Origin of the sequence: Halorussus sp. MSC15.2, assembly GCF_010747475.1 — an archaeon.
Classification (GTDB): Archaea; Halobacteriota; Halobacteria; order Halobacteriales; family Haladaptataceae; genus Halorussus.
The window spans coordinates 1-15,907 of sequence record NZ_VSLZ01000008.1; the positions used below are offsets into that span (position 1 = coordinate 1).

The following is a 15,907-nucleotide window of genomic DNA, read 5'->3' on the forward strand; positions in this document are numbered from 1 at the left end:
TGATAGTTGAACCACCGACGTTGGACACGTAGTTCGCGGTTCGATTCCGCGAGTCGGCGTTAAGGCGGCCATAGCGGCGGGGAACCACCCGTACCCATCCCGAACACGGTAGTTAAGCCCGCCTGCGTTCCGGCAAGTACTGGAGTGCGCGAGCCTCTGGAAACCCCGGTTCGCCGCCACCCACTCATACCACACACCCGCTTCAGGCACCGCGCCCGAAGCGGGTTTCTTCATTTCGAACCAACGGTCCGTTTCGTACAGGTAGTCGTAGCTTTACCGCCCGGCGTCGTTCACGCGACTCCACCGTCCCGCGACTCGCCGCGTCCGATTCGAGGAAATCGCCCGACGCCCGCCATCGGCCAGCGGTACCAGCACAACGCTCTTGGCTCGTCGCTCCGTCCTCCAGACGATGACAGTCGCACGCACGGTCGAACTCGAAGGACACATCATCGATTCGGGGATGATGCAGCAGTGCTTCGGCGTGGTGATGGACCTCGGCGGGAACTTCGACGTGGACATCTTCGAGGTGGGCAAGCACAAAGACGAGGAGTCGTACTGTCGGATGACGGTGAAGGCCGACGACGAGGAGAGCCTCCGCGAGATTCTTCACGAACTCCACCAGAACGGCGCGCACCTTCCCGACCCACCGAACGCGACGCTGAAGCCAGCCCCGCAGGACCGGGTCGTGCCCCACGGATTCTACTCGACGACGAACCACCCCACGCAGGTCCGCTACGAGGGCGAGTGGCTGCAGGTAGAGAACATCGAGATGGACTGCGTAGTCGTCGTGGACCCGGACGACGACGGCGGCCCGCGAGCGTACACGAAAGTGTTGAACGCCGTCGATGAGGGCGACCTGATAGTCACCGACGAGGCTGGCGTCCGGGTAGACCCGCCTGAGCGGCCCCGCGGGTCGGGGAGTCCGTTCGGATTCATGCAGGGTGGTGTCTCGGCCGAGCGGCCCTCGGAGTCACTCATCCGGAAAATCGCGGAGGCTATCGAGGAGACGAAAGCCGAGGACGGGTCGGTGTTGGCCGTCGCCGGACCCGCACTCGTTCACTCGGGCGCGGGCGACGCGTTGGCCCGACTCGTCCGCGAGGGGTACGTCGATATGCTCTCTGCGGGCAACGGGTTCGCGGTTCACGACCTCGAACGCGGTCAGTACGGAACCTCGCTCGGCATGGACGTAGAGACGCTGGAGAATCCGCGCAAGGGCCACAAGCACCACATCTACACCATCAGCGAAATCGTCCGCGCCGGTGGTATCGAGGAGGCGGTCGAACAGGGACTCGTCGAAGACGGCGTGATGTACGAGTGCGTGGACAACGACGTACCCTACGTCCTCGCGGGGTCGATTCGGGACGACGGGCCGCTCCCCGATACCATCACCGACGCCGTCGAAGCCCAGAACGCAATCCGCGAGCAGGCCCGCGAGGCCGACCTCGTGTTGATGCTCGCCACGCTCCTCCACTCGGTCGCAGTCGGTAACTGCCTGTCCTCGACGACGCGCGTCGTCTGCGTGGACATCAACCCCGCCACGGTCACGCAACTCCTCGACCGGGGGAGCGCGCAGGCCATCGGGATGGTGACGGACGTCGGCACGTTCGTCCCGGCGCTCGCCGACGAGATTGTCGGCCAACCGTGACCTCGCAGGACGTCACGCGACCCTCGATTCCCAGTTTTTCGACAGCACTTCGCGGTATCGTTCGACGAGCGTCGCACCCAACCGTCGCTCGACCCGCGTGAACCCGAGGAGCTGAAGCGTCTTCGCGTACGCCACCAAACCCGCCGCGGTTCCGACGAGCGCAGCGAGCAGCCCCGGAACTGCGGCTTTAACGCCGAGCGCGACCAGCGTCAGCGGTACCGCCGCGACTAACGGTTTCGCGTGGAGGCGAGTGAACGGCTGGAGTCCTTCGAGGTAGTACAACACCGCGACCTCCAGTCCGTTGTTCACGGTCAGCATCAGGACGTAACTGACTACCAGTCCCGGGAGTCCGAACCGCGTCGTTAGCGGAATCGCGGTGACCGCCAGAAACGCGGTGATGCCCACGTTCACCACGAGGAGCGCCCGCTGGTGGTCGGTCATCGTCAGTAGGATGCCGACGCTCCCGGCGGCGCACGCGGCGTACTGCGCGAGGACGAACCCCGGCACGAGCGCGGCGTACTCCACGTACGTCGGACCGAACAGCCCCATCACCGTCTCCCGGTACACCACGACCGGAATCGAGAGCGCGGTGACTCCGACGAGGACGAGTCGGCTAGTGACGTGGTAGAGACGCTTCAGCGCCTCGCGGTGGTCCTCCTCGTTGAGCGCGGCCGCCACCGGCGGGATGAACTGGTTGATTCCCATCAGCGGCAACCGGACGAGCGTCCCGAGCAGGACCCCCACGGCGAACACGCCACCGGCCACGCTCGACAGGAAGACCGCGATGAGCGGGTAGAATCCGAGTCGCTGGGTCGTCGTCGCGAACCCGCCGACGAACAGCGGGAAGGTGAACCGCAGGTACTTCCGGCGGAGTCGGCCCGCGTCTGCCCCGCGTATCCGGGGCCTGAACCCGCGACTGTGCGCCAGCCAGAGTGCGGCGACGACGCCGACCGACCCCATGGCGAGGAGGACGCCCGCAGCGGCCAACGCGAGGTCGTGGAAGGCGTAGGTCGCTACTGCTCCGGCGATTAGCTGCGCAGTCGGAAAACCGACGCGCATCGTGAGGTTGAGCGGACCGACCGCCTCGATGCCTCGCAGAATCTCGGTGACGGTGAACAACCACACGCCCGCGGGCAGTCCGAGTGCGAAGATGCGCAGGAAGGACTCGAACTGCCCGCTCTCGTCGGCCAACTCGGTCACGAGCGGCGCGGCCGCGAACAACGCGCCGCCGAACGCGGTGGCGACGCCGACCAACAGCAGACTCGCGAAGGTAGTGAGAGCGTCGCGCTCGGCGTCCGACTCGGCGTTGGGGAGGAACCTGCTCAGTCCGCTCCGGAACCCCATCGTGAGTCGGAGGAGGAATCGCTGGAGTCGCCGGGCCAGCGCGAACGCGCCGTAGGTACTCGCGGCGAACGCGTTCGTCAGGACCGCGGTGAACGCCAACGTGAGTCCTCGCTGGAGCAGGATGGCCGGGACCGAAACCGTCGCGCCGTGGGCGACTCGCTCGAGGGCGTCTTCGAGGCGCGCGTCTACCGAGCCGGAGCGGTCGTCTTCGGCGTCCGAGTCGGGCGCGTCCTCGAACTGGTCCAAATCGGTGGCCACGGGGGCCACTTGCTCCAAGGGTGGAATAAGTCCGCCGGTGTCGGTCCAACCGCCGGACTCCTCGCTTCCCTCGGCGTCTCGAATCGCGCGCCACATCGCCCGAATTACTTCAGACGGATGGATAAATTTACATATTAACCTACGATTATATAATATATCACCCTGTGGTGTGATATTGAGTGTCATGAACTGTGATAGACGCACGTTCATCCAGTCGGCAGGGAGCGCAATCGGTGCGGCGACCGTCCTCGGCGGCGTCGGCACTGCCGCGGCCGCGGGGTCGTACACGAACCACACCCACGACGGGTTCGACTACTGGAAGTACGTCCCCGACGGCGTCGGGGCGGGCGACCCGTTGGTGGTGATGCTCCACGGGTGTTCCCAGACCGCCGACCAGTTCCGGGAGGAGACTCGGATGAACGAGGTCGCGGACAGCGAAGGGTTCGCGGTTATCTACCCCGACCAGTACAACGCCCGAAACGGCGCGCTGTGCTGGAACTGGTTCTACGACGCGAACACCACCCGGGGCGACGGCGAGGCGGCGGTCATCGCCGGGATGACTCAGGAGACCATCGACGCGGAGGGGATAGACTCCGAGCGCGTCTACGTCGCGGGTCTGTCGGCGGGCGCGGCGATGGTGCCGAACCTGCTGGCGGAGTACGCCGACCTCTACGCGGCGGGCGGCGTCCACTCCGGTCTGGAGTACGACGCCGCAGACACCGCCTACGGCGGGACGACCGCCATGACCTACGGAGGACCGGACCCGCAGGACCAAGGGACCGACGCCTACGAGACCATGGAGGACTACGGTATCACGAGTCCCGTCCCGACTATCGTCTTCCACGGCACCGACGACACCACGGTCTATCCGGTCAACGGTCATCAGGCGGCCGAGCAGGCCACCCAGACGAACGACCTCGCCAGCGACGGCGCGGACGACGACGACACCGATTACGCCGCCGACGCGGTGAGCGAGGGGTCGTCGGAGGGCTACGGGTACACCACCTACGAGTACCGCGACGATAGCGGCGACACCGTCGTCGAGAAGTGGATGGTCGAGGGCATGGACCACGCGTGGTCGGGCGGCGCGTCAGGCGGCGAGTTCACCGCGCCGGGCGGTCCCGACGCCAGTCGAATCATCTGGGAGTTCTTCGAGGGTCGGACGAACGGCGAGTGACCGGAACCGACGACGGCCGGACGCGACGAACTGCGCCGCCCGCCGGAAGGAAACCGTTTTTCGCCCGCACTCCGAAACCCACTCCATGAACGTTCAGGAGTTGGCGGACCTCGGTCCCGACGACCGGCAGGCGCTGTTCGACCGCGACGCTGGCATCGAGGGCGTCCGCGACGACGTGCGCGACATCGTTTCGCGCGTTCGCACGGAGGGCGACGTGGCCGTCCGGGAGTTCTGCGAGGAGTTCGACGGCGTCTCGGTCGGCAACCTCGACATCACCGACGAGGGAGAGCGCGCCTACGAGGAGATAGACGACGAGACCCGAGAGGCCATCGAGACCGCCGCGGAGAACGTCCGGGAGTTCCACGAGGCCCAGCTCCCCGAGGACTGGCGACGCGAGTTCTCGGAGGGTCGGGAACTCGGACGTCGGTTCCGGCCCATCGAGCGCGTCGGTGTGTACGTCCCCGGCGGGGCCGCGGCCTACCCCTCCAGCGCGCTGATGGGCGTGATTCCGGCGAAGGTCGCGGGCGTCGAACAGGTCGCGGTCGCGACCCCGCCCGCCGAGGAGACGAACCCCGCGACGCTCGCGGCTATCCACGCCGCGGGCGCGGACCGAGTGTTCAACGTCGGCGGTGCGCAGGCGGTCGCCGCGCTCGCGTACGGCACCGAGCAGATAGACCGCGTGCAGAAGATAGTCGGTCCCGGGAACAAGTGGGTCACTGCGGCGAAGGCCGAGGTGCAGGGCGACGTGGCCATCGACTTCCTCGCGGGACCGAGCGAGTTGCTGGTGGTGGCCGACGAGACGGCGAACCCCGCGTTCGTCGCGGCGGACCTCCTCGCGCAGGCCGAACACGACCCCGAGGCGTCGGTCGTGGCGGTGACCCACCACGACGAGACGGCGGCGGCAATCGTCGAGGAAGTCGAGCGGCAAATCGAAGACCGCGAACGCGCCGAGGTCGCCCGCGAGGCCCTCGAAAGCGACGAGAGCGGTGTCCTGCTCGCGCGTTCGCCCAGCGAGGCCGTCCTGTTCGCCGAGGAGTACGCCGCCGAACACCTCTCGATTCAGGCCGACGACGACGAGGAGATTCTGGACCGCATCGACAGCGCGGGCAGCGTCTTCCTCGGACCCTACACCCCCGTCGCGGCGGGCGACTACGCCAGCGGAACGAACCACGTCCTGCCGACCAACGGCGTGGCGAAGATAGCGGGCGGCCTGTCGGTCGATACCTTCCTGCGTTCGACCACGGTTCAGCGACTCGACCGGGAGGCGCTCGGCGACCTGTCGGAGACGATTACGACGCTCGCGGAAGCCGAGGGGCTGGAGGCCCACGCCGAGAGCGTCAGGAAGCGCTTCGAGGACTGACCCCGTCCGCGTCGGCTACTCGCCTTCCGGGGTGTCCGCACGCCCTGCGCTCTCCGCGCCGTCGTCGCTCTCGACCTCTTTCTCCTCCTTCTCTCGCACGACGACCGTGGAGATTCGAGCGCCGTCAACCTCGGCCACCTCGAGGTAGTAGCCGTCGGTCTCGACCCGGTCGCCGACCTCCGGCGCGCGTCCGAGTCGGTCCAGAACGAGTCCGCCGACGGTGTCGAAGTCCGCCACCTCGAAGTCGGCGTTCAGCGTCTGGTTGACCTCCGTGACCGCGAGACCGCCGTCCACGGTGTAGGCCCCGTCGCTGCGCCTGTCGATGGACGGTTCGCGGTGGTCCACGTCGAACTCGTCGCGGATGTCGCCGACGACTACCTCCACGAGGTCCTCGACGGTCACGATGCCCTCGAACGACCCCCACTCGTCGATAACCGCGGCCATCTGGCTCTGCTCGTTTTGGAATTCGGTGAGGAGGTCGTTGACGCGACCGGTCTCCGGGACGACGGGCAGGTCCCGCGCGATGTCGCCGGCGGTCACGAACTCGCTCCCCTCGTCGTCGGACTCGCCCGCCCGAAGCACGTCCTTCACGTCCACGAATCCGACGGCCTGTTCGCTGTCCTCGGCGTCCACGACCGGATAGCGCGTGTGTCCGGACTCGATTATCAGTTCGCGGAGGTCCGACAGCGGGAGGTCCGACGGGACGCTGACCACGTCCGGGCGCGGGACCATCACCTCGCGGACCGAGACGTCGTCGAGGTCGAACACCCGCTCTATCATGTCTACCTCCTCTTTGTCGATGTGTCCCTGATTGCCCGAGCGAGTCAACACCATCAGCAGTTCCTCCTCTTCGAGGCTCTCCTCGGTCTCGGACACCGGCGGGACGCCGAGCAGTCGGGTGAAGGCGTTGGCCGTGCCGTTGAACACGATGATGCCCGGGACGAACAGGTAGTAGAAGAACTTCATCGGCGGCGCGGCCAAGAGCGAGACTCGCTCGGCGCGCGCGATGGCGATGGTCTTGGGCGCGAGTTCGCCGAAGACGACGTGGAGGAACGTGATGAGACCGAATCCCACGGCGAAGGAGACGAGGTGGACGAGGTTCGTCGGCAGGAACGGTCCGATTACCGGTTCGAGGACCGCCGCCACGGCCGGTTCGCCAATCCACCCGAGACCCAGCGACGCGATAGTGATTCCGAGCTGGGTCACCGCGAGGTAGTCGTCGAGGTTGTCGATGGCCGCCTGCAACGTGGTCGCGCCCGGCGCGCCCTCCTCGACGAGCGACTCGACGGTGGTCGACCGGATGCGGACGAACGCGAACTCCGTGGCCACGAAGAAGCCGTTCAGTACCACCAGAAAGAGCGCGACCAGAATTCGCCCGGCCGAAAAGACGAGGTCTACCATCCAGCCCCCCGTGGCGGTCTCCGCCGCCCGGACGAACGAGCGCGCACCGTTCCCCCGGATTCGATAGTCGCGTGTCGCATCATGTACTCACGTAGCGTTCTCGGCGTGATAAGAATGGCCCACGACAGCGTTGCGTGCCCGACGAACTCAGCGACCCGGGCGGCTTTCGGTGCGAGGTCGAAGGCCGGCCGCTTCTCGGTGGGACTCGCGGTTGTTTACGTCCGGAAGCTCTCCCCGCACCCGCACTCGCTGACGACGTTCGGGTTGTCCACGTGGAAGCCCGCACCCTGCAGGCCGTCCTCGTAGTCAACGACGCTCCCCTCGATGTAGTTCATGCTCGCCGGGTCCACGAACACCCGGAGACCGTGATGCTCGTAGACGGTGTCGTCGTCCTCGGGTTCCTCGTCGAAGCGCATTCCGTACGAGAGACCCGCACAACCGCCCTGCTGGACGAACAGCCGGAGACCGGCGATTCCGGTGTCCAACTCCTCGCCCTCCAACAGCGCGAGGGCCTGTTCGGCGGCTCCCTCCGTCACCTCTATCTTCGGCGTGGAGTCGCCGTCGGGTGCGGTGTCGGTACTCATATGTACGTAGTTGGGTTCCGGGGGTGTTAATCTTGACGCTGATTCGCGAACGGATTCGGCCGAGCGTTTATCCGAGACGGGACGGCCAGCGCCGCCCGGACGGTCCGTGCGGTGGCTCCGAGGCTCCGTACGGTCGGCGGCCGGTTCCGAGCGTGAGAATCGGCGTCCCGGACCGGCGGTCCGACTGGGTCGAGCGGACTGAACCCCGAAGGGGGCGAGGGACCGTTAGCTTCGCGGTTCCTCCAACTCGAAGGCGACCGTGACCTCGGCCTGATACTGGCGGTCGGGCGCGTTGGCGACTTCGACGCCGAGTTCGTCTACCTCGACCCACTTGACGTTCTCCAGCGTCTGCTCGGCGCGTTCGATGGCGTCGTCCGCCGCGGCGTCGAAGCTCTCGTCGCTCGTTCCGATGAGCGTTATCTTCTTGAAAACCATGTCTGTGTTCACCGTTTGCGTTAGGCACCGCGACACCGATGCCCGCTGTGGTCAACCACGGAGAAACCGAAATAGATTGGGGGTGGGCCGTTCCGCGCGTCGGTACGCTCGCAGGTGTACGAACGAACGCACTCGAACAGGACAGGGCCGGTTCACCTCGGTGATACCCCCACTCGACGTGCGTGAATCTTCGTCTGGTCCGACGTGAGTTTTAACCGCGACTCGAAAGAAATCTTGAAATACTGACTTGCCGCCCAGTGTGTTGGTTGCCAACATGCAACCTAACCGACGCACTCTGTTGAAGAGCGCCTCGATGGTGGGACTCGCCGGAATCGGGGTGGCAGGGACCGCGAGCGCGCAGGACGCCGAGGGAGACGAGAACGAGGACGGAGAGTACAGGGAACTCACTATCTGCTCGACCACCGAGACGACGTTCAATTTCGTGGTCGAGGTGAGCGGCGAGATACGGCGCGGCGGCGAGTTCCCGACCGACGAGTACGACGAAGTAGGCCCCGACTACGTCGAGGGGCAGGTGTGGAAGGAGAAGTGCGACAGTTACCGCTTCACGGGAGAGATAGAGAGACTCGACAGGCAAGGTCCCGGCGAAGCGGAGGTGTTCGTCGACGGCGAACCGTTTGCGGGTACGTCCCAAGAAGGCGACGGTGGCGAGCAAGAGGCGGGCGGAGAGGAGACCCGACGACTCCCGAAGGAAGTCGTCGTCTCCAGTCCCGACACCGACGAGTTCCTGACCTATCAGTTCAGAGTGACCGGGGACCTAGAGAAGCTAGAACCGAACGAGGACAGCAGCGACGCGGTCGACGACGTGATAGACCTCGGCGAGGAGGGAACGAGAGTCGAGGGGGGCGTCGGTAGCGGCGACGACCGATTCGCGTTCTCCGGGGAACTCGTCCGCGAGGACGTTCTGCCGGAGGTCGAACTCACCGTCAGCGAGCGGTGACCGCGACGCGTCCGTCTCGGACGCCTCGACCCGAGTCCGACGGACTCACTCCGCACCGGGTGACTCGCCGTCCATGCGGTCGGTGAGTGCGCCAACCACGTCCGAGAGGTAGGCCGCGCCCCAGACCGCGACGACGACGCCCCCGACCGTGTCGAACAGGAGGTCCTTCATCGTGTCTTCGAGACCGAACTGCGTCAGTATCTTGTCGCTCCCGAGGATGGTCGCGAGACCGCCCACGCCGAACTCGATGACCTCCCAGACGACGCCGAACGCCACGACGAACAGGAGGATGAACACGAACGTGAACCGCGGCGGGAAGTAGACGTCGTCGGTGTGTTCGTCGAGCGCCCGGGTCGTCGCGTAGCCGATGGCCGCGACCAGCGACGACGAGAGCGCGTGGGTCACGTGGTCCCACCACCAGAGCGTCGGGTCGCGGTACGGGCCGATGGTCCCCAGCGCGTGGAGGAACACCGCGGTCGTAATCCAGAGCGTGAGTCCGGCGTCCATCGGGATGTCGTAGTCGCGTTCCAGCATCGCCGGGAGGAACGTGACCGCGAGCGCGATGGCCGAGTTGACCACGACGCCGACGTTGCCGCGATAGAGACCGAGGAGGAGGATGACGACGAGTCCCGCCTCCATCGCGCGGGTCACCAGTTCCTGTCCGCGCTCGGATATCCCGAGTCGTTCGCGGACTCTCATCGGGACTCACCGAGTTCGTCTGGGAGTCGCGTGCCGACCCGTGCGAACCGTCGGAAGTACCACTCGAAGACCACGCCCGCCATCCCGCCGATGACGGTGGCGGCCACGAAGTCCCACATGAGCCGATGTTCGGACCGGAGGAACGCGGTGCCGAGATAGAGGTCCGAGAGCCACTGGACGACCGCCCAGATGCCCGCGGTCGCTATCGTCGCGACGACCACGAACAGGACCGCGAACCAGTGGTTCATCTCGACCGGCGTGAAGAGGTGTAACTCGACGGCGACGATGAGCGCCAGCGCCGCGACCGAGAGGTACGTCGTGACCCGGGAGGTGTACGACAGGGTCGCCAGCGCCCGACCGAGTATCGGGAACGCGGCGAGGGCCAACACCTCCCACGGGAGCATGACGGTCCAGTCGCGGTGGCCGACCGCGGGGACCAGCGCCAGCGCCGCGACGAACGCCGCGAACCCGGCCCACAGCAAGTCACCGTCGAGTATCTCCTCGGTCGCCACGAGGGCGAGGAACGCGACGAGCGCCCACCCCAACCCGGCGTTCACGCGCTCGTTACCCACGAGGTCGAGCGTCCCCCCACTGCGTGCCATACTCGTGGCGTAGACAACAGGGGGTAAGAAAAGTTCGGGTGTCGGAACCAGCGTGTTCACAGGAGCGGCGATAGCGCGTAGACCAGCGTGGAAGTCAGTGCGGCGACGCTGACGGCCGTGAGACCGGTCACGACCCACGTCACGGTCTCGTCCCACTCCGCGGACAGCACGGACCGCGAGGGGAGTAGGTTCGGCGCGACGCCGACCGCACCCACTGCCAGCACCGAGAACACGAAGTGGTACGACACTTCCATCGTCGGCGCGGGGAGCGCCATTGCGGCGATGGCGTAGGCGACGCCGAACGCCGCGCGCGTGTCCACGTGTGAGAGGACTCGCCTGTCGGTGGCGTGGAGGTAGACCCACGCTGCGAGCCATATCGTCGCCAACTCGACGCCGAAGACCGCCAGGAGGTTGAGCGTCGGGTCCGACAGCAGGACGACGCGTTCCGTCAGGAGTCGCAGGTCGAAGGGGTAGAGGAACCGGGGCGGCCCGCCGGTCAACACGTCGCCGAACGGGTGACTGAGGAGACCGAGCAGCGCGGCGGCGAGCACCTCGCGGGGTCCGAGGGCGGCGGTTCTCGCGGCGACCGCGGCGATTGCGAGACCGGCGACGAGGAACGCGAGCATGACCGCGCCGCCGAGCGCGCCGCTCTCGAAGTACGCGACGGCGGCGAGACCCGCGACGAGCGAGACGGCGAGGAGTCGCGACCACCGTCCGGCGACAGTGCTGGTCGCGCTGTCACCGTCGGTCGGACCGCGACCGGCGACGCTCGCGGCGAAGGCCGCGGCCCCGACCACGCCGACGACGAGCGAGTGCGTCACCGCGCGGTGGACGACGTGGGAACTCGACCAGAACGCGTCGGTCATGGTCCAGACGCCCGCCAGACCGACCTGCGCCAGTCCGAACACGGCGTAGAGCATGTCCACGTCCGGGACCGCCGCGAACGCGCCCGCGGCGACGCCGAACGCCAGCGCGCGCTCGCGGGACCACCGCCGGGCCGTCAGTGCGGTGGCGAGGGCGAACGCCAACATCGCGTGTCCGACCATCATGGGTACGACTGTTGACGCTCGGGAGATATAAGCCTCTCCCCGCGAGCGTGGCTCTGTCTGGCATAATTCGGAACGAGAGACGCCGAGACGTTGATTCTGGTCTCCCGACCGGCGTACGTACTCCGTCCTACGGGTATCCAGTCGTACAGGTACTCGGTAGAACGAACTGTGTCGTCGCGGGCAGAACCCCCGAAAAGACGGCTCGGGACGCCGCGAGGACGGTAGCGGCCGACGAGTCGGCCCCGGCAACGGGCCGGGTGGTCGTGCCCGCACGGGGCCGAACCAACCTCCCCCGTTTAGCTCGGCCCTCGTGCGCGCGTTCTCGGCCGTCCGTCGGTCGCTACTGCGGTCCTCGAATCCGGTCGTGCCGTTTCAAATTTCTCGCCCGGCGAACGCGCCCCCATCGCGTCCGTCGGGGCGTTATCTCGTACAGCGGAGTGCCGAATAAACCGGTGCGACTGTTTTGTTCGTTCAGTCCGGGAAACGACCTGTTTCCTCGCTGTCCGTGGGTTCGCGGCGGGTCAACGCCGGGTTACGACCGCGCGAGCGGCCGACAACCACGGGATAACGCGCTGCTTCGGGTGGAACTTTTTAAGTCCTCCCGGGTAGATACCACGCACCATGGTGGAGAAACCGGACGTTGGCGAGTTGACACCGCCGGACAGAACGCTCATGGGTCCCGGACCGAGCGAGGTCCACCCGCGGGTGCTTCGCGCGATGAGTACGCCGCTGGTCGGCCACCTCGACCCCTCGTTCATCGAAATCATGAACGAAGTACAGGACCTCCTGCGGTACACGTTCCGGACCGACAACCAGTGGACGATTCCGGTGTCCGGCACCGGGTCGGCCGCGATGGAGGCCGCCATCGGCAACGTCGTCGAACCGGGCGACACGATGCTGGTGCCGACCAACGGCTACTTCGGCGGCCGGATGGAGGAGATGGCGACTCGCGCGGGCGGAGAGGTCGTCCACGTCGATGCCCCGTGGGGCGAACCGCTCGCCCCGGCCGACGTGGCAGACGCGATGGACGAGCACCAACCCGACGTGTTCGGGTTCGTTCACGCCGAGACGAGCACGGGGGTCCTCCAACCGCAGGTGTCCGAACTGACCGACGTGGCCCACGACCACGACGCGCTCGTGATTGCGGACACCGTGACGTCGCTCGGCGGCGTGGAACTGAAGGTGGACGACTGGGGCATCGACGTGGCTTACTCCGGCCCGCAAAAGTGCCTCTCGTGTCCGCCCGGTGCGGCCCCGCTCACGCTCAACGACCGCGCGATGGACAAGGTCCTCTCCCGCGAGGAGGACGCCCGGTCGTGGTACCTCGACCTCTCGCTGCTCGAAGGCTACTGGGGCGAGGACCGGTCGTACCACCACACCGCGCCCATCACGAACGTCTACGCGCTCCGGGAGGCCCTCCGCCTCGTCGCCGAGGAGGGCATCGAGGAGCGGTGGGAGCGCCACCGCGAGAACGCCGGCGCGCTCAAGGCCGGCGTCGAAGCGATGGGGCTGGAGATGAACGCGCCCGACGACTACTGGCTCCCGAGTCTCAACGCGGTTCGGGTGCCCGACGGCGTCACCGACACCGACGTGACCGACTACCTCATCGACCGCTACGACCTCGAAATCGCGACCGGTCTGGGCGACTTGGACGGCGACATCTTCCGCATCGGCTGCATGGGTTACTCCTCGCGCGCCGAGACTATCTCGTACCTGATGGCGGCGCTCGGCGACGCACTCGACACGCAGGGCGCGGACGTGGACGTGGACGCCGGACTCGCCGCTACCGCCCGGGCGCTGGGCGAGCAGTAACCTCGGCGAGACAGGAACGCACGGTCGGTCAGAAATAGCGCGGCTTGTCGGAAGGGTCCGCTGGTCGGAAGGGTCGGCGTTACACTGCCGCCGTCGCGCACGGCGGCGCGCGAAGGACTTCGTAGTCGCCGCCCTCCCGGACGCTGATTACCGCCCACTCGTACTCGGGGTCGCTCCGTCGGAGTCGATTACGGAGTTGTGACGCGTACTCGTTCCACGTGACGAAACATCGAAGGTCACCGTCGTCGGGCGTCTCGTCCGAATCGGTTACCGCTGTGACGCGGACGACTCGCCACTTTCGTTCGGCCCGGAACTCCTCGCCGTCGCCGGAGACGGTGTATCCCAAGTCGTCGAAGATAGTCTTCGCTTGGTCGATGGGCGGTGTGCTAACAGTGGCCATCCACGTGGGGCTACCACCGACCGGGTAATAAACCTTCTTGCGACCTACGTGAGCTTGATGGTCGGATTGCGGTGCTGGGACGCGAACTCCTCTATCTCGCCGTTGTCCCGCAGTTCCTTGATTCGGTCGCGGGCGTCGTCCCGGTCGATGCCCGCCACGACCTCTCCGACGTGGAACACCTTCTCCTCCGGGACGCCTCGCTGCTCGCTGACCGCCTCCCACATGTCGCCCTCGGCCGCCGTGACCTCGCTCTGGATGATTTCGACCACGTCGCGGATATCGTCGGTGCTGCTCATCGTCTCGTGCCAGTCCGGCGGGTAGACGCTGATTCGACCGTCGCGGAGTTCGTAGAACCGCCCGCCCTCGCGCCACTCGTCGCTGTCGGTCGTGCGGTCGTCCAACGCGTCGAGGTCCACGTCGTACCGCACCGCGTCGGCGTACTCCCCGACGAGTTCCCGCGAGACGCCGCGTCCCTCCGTCGCGTGGTGGGCCTCGATGATTCGGACGAAATCTTGGAGCGTGATGACTTCGCTCTCGTGGTCGAGTTCGGCGACCACGTCCTCACGTACCTCGGTCATGGTGGGACGTTCGGGAAACCCGGCCAAAAGCAGACTGGCCGACTACTCGTGGGCCGCGTCCCACTCGGTCGGCTTGCGGATGTTGCCGCAGACGTTGCACTCGATGCGACCCATCGAGTCCATCGCGTTGTCGATGCGCTCGCAGTTGCCACAGAGGTAGCCGTACCGGTTCTCGCGGTCCTCGTCGCCGTAGACGACGAAGAAGGGACCCTTCGAACCCCGGTCGCCCTCGTCGCGGGCGACGTACACCGTCCGTCCCTCGGTCGTCGTGGTCGCGTCCATCGCGTTCACCTTGTTCCTTGAGCGATTTATGGGTGCTGACTTCCCGCCGGTCGGACTCGGGCGGGAACGCACGACAGCCACAAGACACTTGCGCAAAAAATTTTAGATACGCAACACGATGCAGACCAGACGGAGCGTCGTCGGGGCGGTCGCGGTGTCCCTCGCGGGTCTCGCTGGTTGTGTGAACGACCTGCCGACGGACGACGCGACCGGCCCCGACACGGAGACGACCACCGAGGTGGAATCGGACGACGTCACAGACGTAGCGGTCGTGAACGAGCGCACGGAGCGCGTCGAGGTGACGGTCCGCGCCACGACCGGCGGCGAGACGGTGTTCGACCGGACGGTCACGCTCGACGGGGGGTCGAACCGCCGGTTCGACGACCCCTTCGAGAACGGGACGAGCTACGCGGTCACCGCGACGACAGACGACGGTCTCAGCGAACGGTACGAGTGGACGCCGGAACGGAGGGACAACGCCGGCGTCCGAGTGTTAATCGAGGACGACCGCGTGACGTTCGAGGACATCACCGCCTGACCGACGCGGGGTTCGAGACGCTTCGCCGGAGAAAAAGCGGTCGAACTCGCGGGTCCGAGCGACCCGTCGAGGGGGACGCCCCCCGGCGGCGAGGCTACCCGCGACTCAGTGTTGCCCTGCGTCGTGTTGCCACGACCGCTTCAGAGATTTCTTCGTACACACCGTCTGTTCGTTCTTGTATCGGTCCACGCTCTTCCAGCGGTCACAGCTATCGCTTGCCTCCGCGACGCTTTGTCCGTAGTGGCCCAGCATCGTCGAGGCCTGATTCGGGTTGAGCAACGACCCGGTGTTCAGGACCTTCCCGAGTTCGTGGTCGGAACTCACGCCGAACTTCTGGACCTCGTCGCAGACGTCGGCGTAGATGTAGGGGTGGAGCGCCTCGTGGACGCCGGAGAACGCCGTCTGGTGGGCGTTCGGGTATCTCGTCGTCCCGATGAACCCTTGTCTGCGCTCGGCCCAACCGTTCCGGTCGTGGGCGACTGCCGTGTCGCACTTCACGACCCAGAGATACATCCCGTCGCCGAAGTTGTTGTCGTTGAGCCAACTGTTCCCGTCGGAGAACTTGTTGTTGCAGTCGATTGTCTTGTCGGTGTCGTACTTCCGTGCGATGGTCGCGGGGACGTAGCCGTCGTTGTACAGCGAGTCCAGCGTATCGACGACGAAGTTGTAGGTCTTGTCCCAGTACTTCGCGTCCGGATTCGACGCCTTCAGGACGTTGACTTCCAGCACTTGGTCTCCGCCGGTGTCGCCGTTGTACTTGGAGTCCTTGAGGGTGTAGGCCATGG

Annotated in this window: 17 protein-coding genes and 1 rRNA gene; 7 read left to right on the forward strand and 11 right to left on the reverse strand. The window is 66.4% G+C overall.

Features of this window, described 5'->3' with window-relative positions; genetic code table 11:
- Positions 1-60 precede the first annotated feature (60 nt).
- Together rrf and FXF75_RS20190 are read left to right on the forward strand one after the other, a co-directional pair.
- Positions 61-182, forward strand: a 5S ribosomal RNA gene (rrf, locus tag FXF75_RS20185).
- Between the two features lie 227 nt (positions 183-409).
- Positions 410-1,645, forward strand: a complete 1,236-nt coding sequence (locus FXF75_RS20190; RefSeq protein WP_163523879.1) for a TIGR00300 family protein — start codon at positions 410-412, stop codon at positions 1,643-1,645.
- Between the two features lie 12 nt (positions 1,646-1,657).
- Here FXF75_RS20190 and FXF75_RS20195 read toward each other — a convergent pair whose 3' ends face one another.
- Complete coding sequence (locus FXF75_RS20195; RefSeq protein ID WP_163523880.1) at positions 1,658-3,343, reverse strand: lipopolysaccharide biosynthesis protein; 1,686 nt, start codon at positions 3,341-3,343, stop codon at positions 1,658-1,660.
- Positions 3,344-3,431: 88 nt separating this feature from the next.
- Between FXF75_RS20195 and FXF75_RS20200 the strand changes: the two genes are divergently transcribed.
- Both FXF75_RS20200 and hisD read left to right on the forward strand, forming a co-directional pair.
- Positions 3,432-4,424, forward strand: coding sequence for a PHB depolymerase family esterase (locus tag FXF75_RS20200; RefSeq protein WP_163523881.1), 993 nt, complete (start codon positions 3,432-3,434; stop codon positions 4,422-4,424).
- Positions 4,425-4,509: 85 nt separating this feature from the next.
- Entirely contained in the window at positions 4,510-5,784 is a 1,275-nt protein-coding gene (hisD, locus tag FXF75_RS20205; protein ID WP_163523882.1) for a histidinol dehydrogenase, read from the forward strand.
- Between the two features lie 15 nt (positions 5,785-5,799).
- Here hisD and FXF75_RS20210 read toward each other — a convergent pair whose 3' ends face one another.
- The 3 genes from FXF75_RS20210 to FXF75_RS20220 form a co-directional block, all read right to left on the reverse strand.
- A complete protein-coding gene (locus FXF75_RS20210; protein ID WP_163523883.1) occupies positions 5,800-7,185 on the reverse strand; it encodes a hemolysin family protein in 1,386 nt (461 codons plus the stop codon).
- Positions 7,186-7,400: 215 nt separating this feature from the next.
- Entirely contained in the window at positions 7,401-7,769 is a 369-nt protein-coding gene (locus FXF75_RS20215; protein ID WP_163523884.1) for an iron-sulfur cluster assembly accessory protein, read from the reverse strand.
- 225 nt (positions 7,770-7,994) lie between these two features.
- A complete protein-coding gene (locus FXF75_RS20220; protein ID WP_163523885.1) occupies positions 7,995-8,204 on the reverse strand; it encodes a dodecin in 210 nt (69 codons plus the stop codon).
- Between the two features lie 274 nt (positions 8,205-8,478).
- On the opposite strand from FXF75_RS20220, the gene FXF75_RS20225 reads away from it, so the two are divergent.
- Positions 8,479-9,162: a hypothetical protein gene (locus tag FXF75_RS20225; RefSeq protein ID WP_163523886.1), complete on the forward strand. Its 684-nt coding sequence runs from the start codon at positions 8,479-8,481 to the stop codon at positions 9,160-9,162.
- 45 nt (positions 9,163-9,207) lie between these two features.
- On the opposite strand, the gene FXF75_RS20230 is transcribed toward FXF75_RS20225, so the two are convergent.
- Genes FXF75_RS20230 through FXF75_RS20240 form a run of 3 tightly spaced genes read right to left on the reverse strand, consistent with a single transcriptional unit; the run spans position 9,208 to position 11,512 of the window.
- Positions 9,208-9,861 carry a hypothetical protein gene (locus FXF75_RS20230; protein ID WP_163523887.1) on the reverse strand — a complete coding sequence of 218 codons (654 nt, stop codon included), beginning with the start codon at positions 9,859-9,861 and terminating at the stop codon, positions 9,208-9,210.
- A complete protein-coding gene (locus FXF75_RS20235; RefSeq protein ID WP_163523888.1) occupies positions 9,858-10,463 on the reverse strand; it encodes a hypothetical protein in 606 nt (201 codons plus the stop codon). The genes FXF75_RS20230 and FXF75_RS20235 overlap by 4 nt, the downstream gene beginning before the upstream one ends.
- 56 nt (positions 10,464-10,519) lie before the next feature.
- Positions 10,520-11,512, reverse strand: coding sequence for a metal-dependent hydrolase (locus FXF75_RS20240; protein WP_163523889.1), 993 nt, complete (start codon positions 11,510-11,512; stop codon positions 10,520-10,522).
- Between the two features lie 621 nt (positions 11,513-12,133).
- On the opposite strand from FXF75_RS20240, the gene FXF75_RS20245 reads away from it, so the two are divergent.
- Positions 12,134-13,324 (forward strand): alanine--glyoxylate aminotransferase family protein, encoded by a 1,191-nt coding sequence (locus FXF75_RS20245; protein WP_205427927.1) that lies wholly within the window; start codon positions 12,134-12,136, stop codon positions 13,322-13,324.
- Positions 13,325-13,403: 79 nt separating this feature from the next.
- Here the strand turns inward: FXF75_RS20245 and FXF75_RS20250 are convergent, their stop codons facing one another.
- Genes FXF75_RS20250 through FXF75_RS20260 form a run of 3 tightly spaced genes read right to left on the reverse strand, consistent with a single transcriptional unit; the run spans position 13,404 to position 14,584 of the window.
- Positions 13,404-13,724, reverse strand: a complete 321-nt coding sequence (locus FXF75_RS20250; protein WP_163523890.1) for a hypothetical protein — start codon at positions 13,722-13,724, stop codon at positions 13,404-13,406.
- 44 nt (positions 13,725-13,768) lie between these two features.
- Positions 13,769-14,302 carry a hypothetical protein gene (locus FXF75_RS20255; RefSeq protein WP_163523891.1) on the reverse strand — a complete coding sequence of 178 codons (534 nt, stop codon included), beginning with the start codon at positions 14,300-14,302 and terminating at the stop codon, positions 13,769-13,771.
- A 42-nt stretch (positions 14,303-14,344) separates the two neighbouring features.
- The gene (locus FXF75_RS20260; protein WP_163523892.1) at positions 14,345-14,584 is read right to left on the reverse strand and encodes a DUF5816 domain-containing protein; all 240 of its coding nucleotides are present in this window, start codon (positions 14,582-14,584) and stop codon (positions 14,345-14,347) included.
- Positions 14,585-14,702: 118 nt separating this feature from the next.
- On the opposite strand from FXF75_RS20260, the gene FXF75_RS20265 reads away from it, so the two are divergent.
- Entirely contained in the window at positions 14,703-15,122 is a 420-nt protein-coding gene (locus FXF75_RS20265; protein ID WP_163523893.1) for a hypothetical protein, read from the forward strand.
- Positions 15,123-15,227: 105 nt separating this feature from the next.
- Here FXF75_RS20265 and FXF75_RS20270 read toward each other — a convergent pair whose 3' ends face one another.
- Positions 15,228-15,905: a hypothetical protein gene (locus FXF75_RS20270; RefSeq protein ID WP_163523894.1), complete on the reverse strand. Its 678-nt coding sequence runs from the start codon at positions 15,903-15,905 to the stop codon at positions 15,228-15,230.
- Positions 15,906-15,907 lie beyond the last annotated feature (2 nt).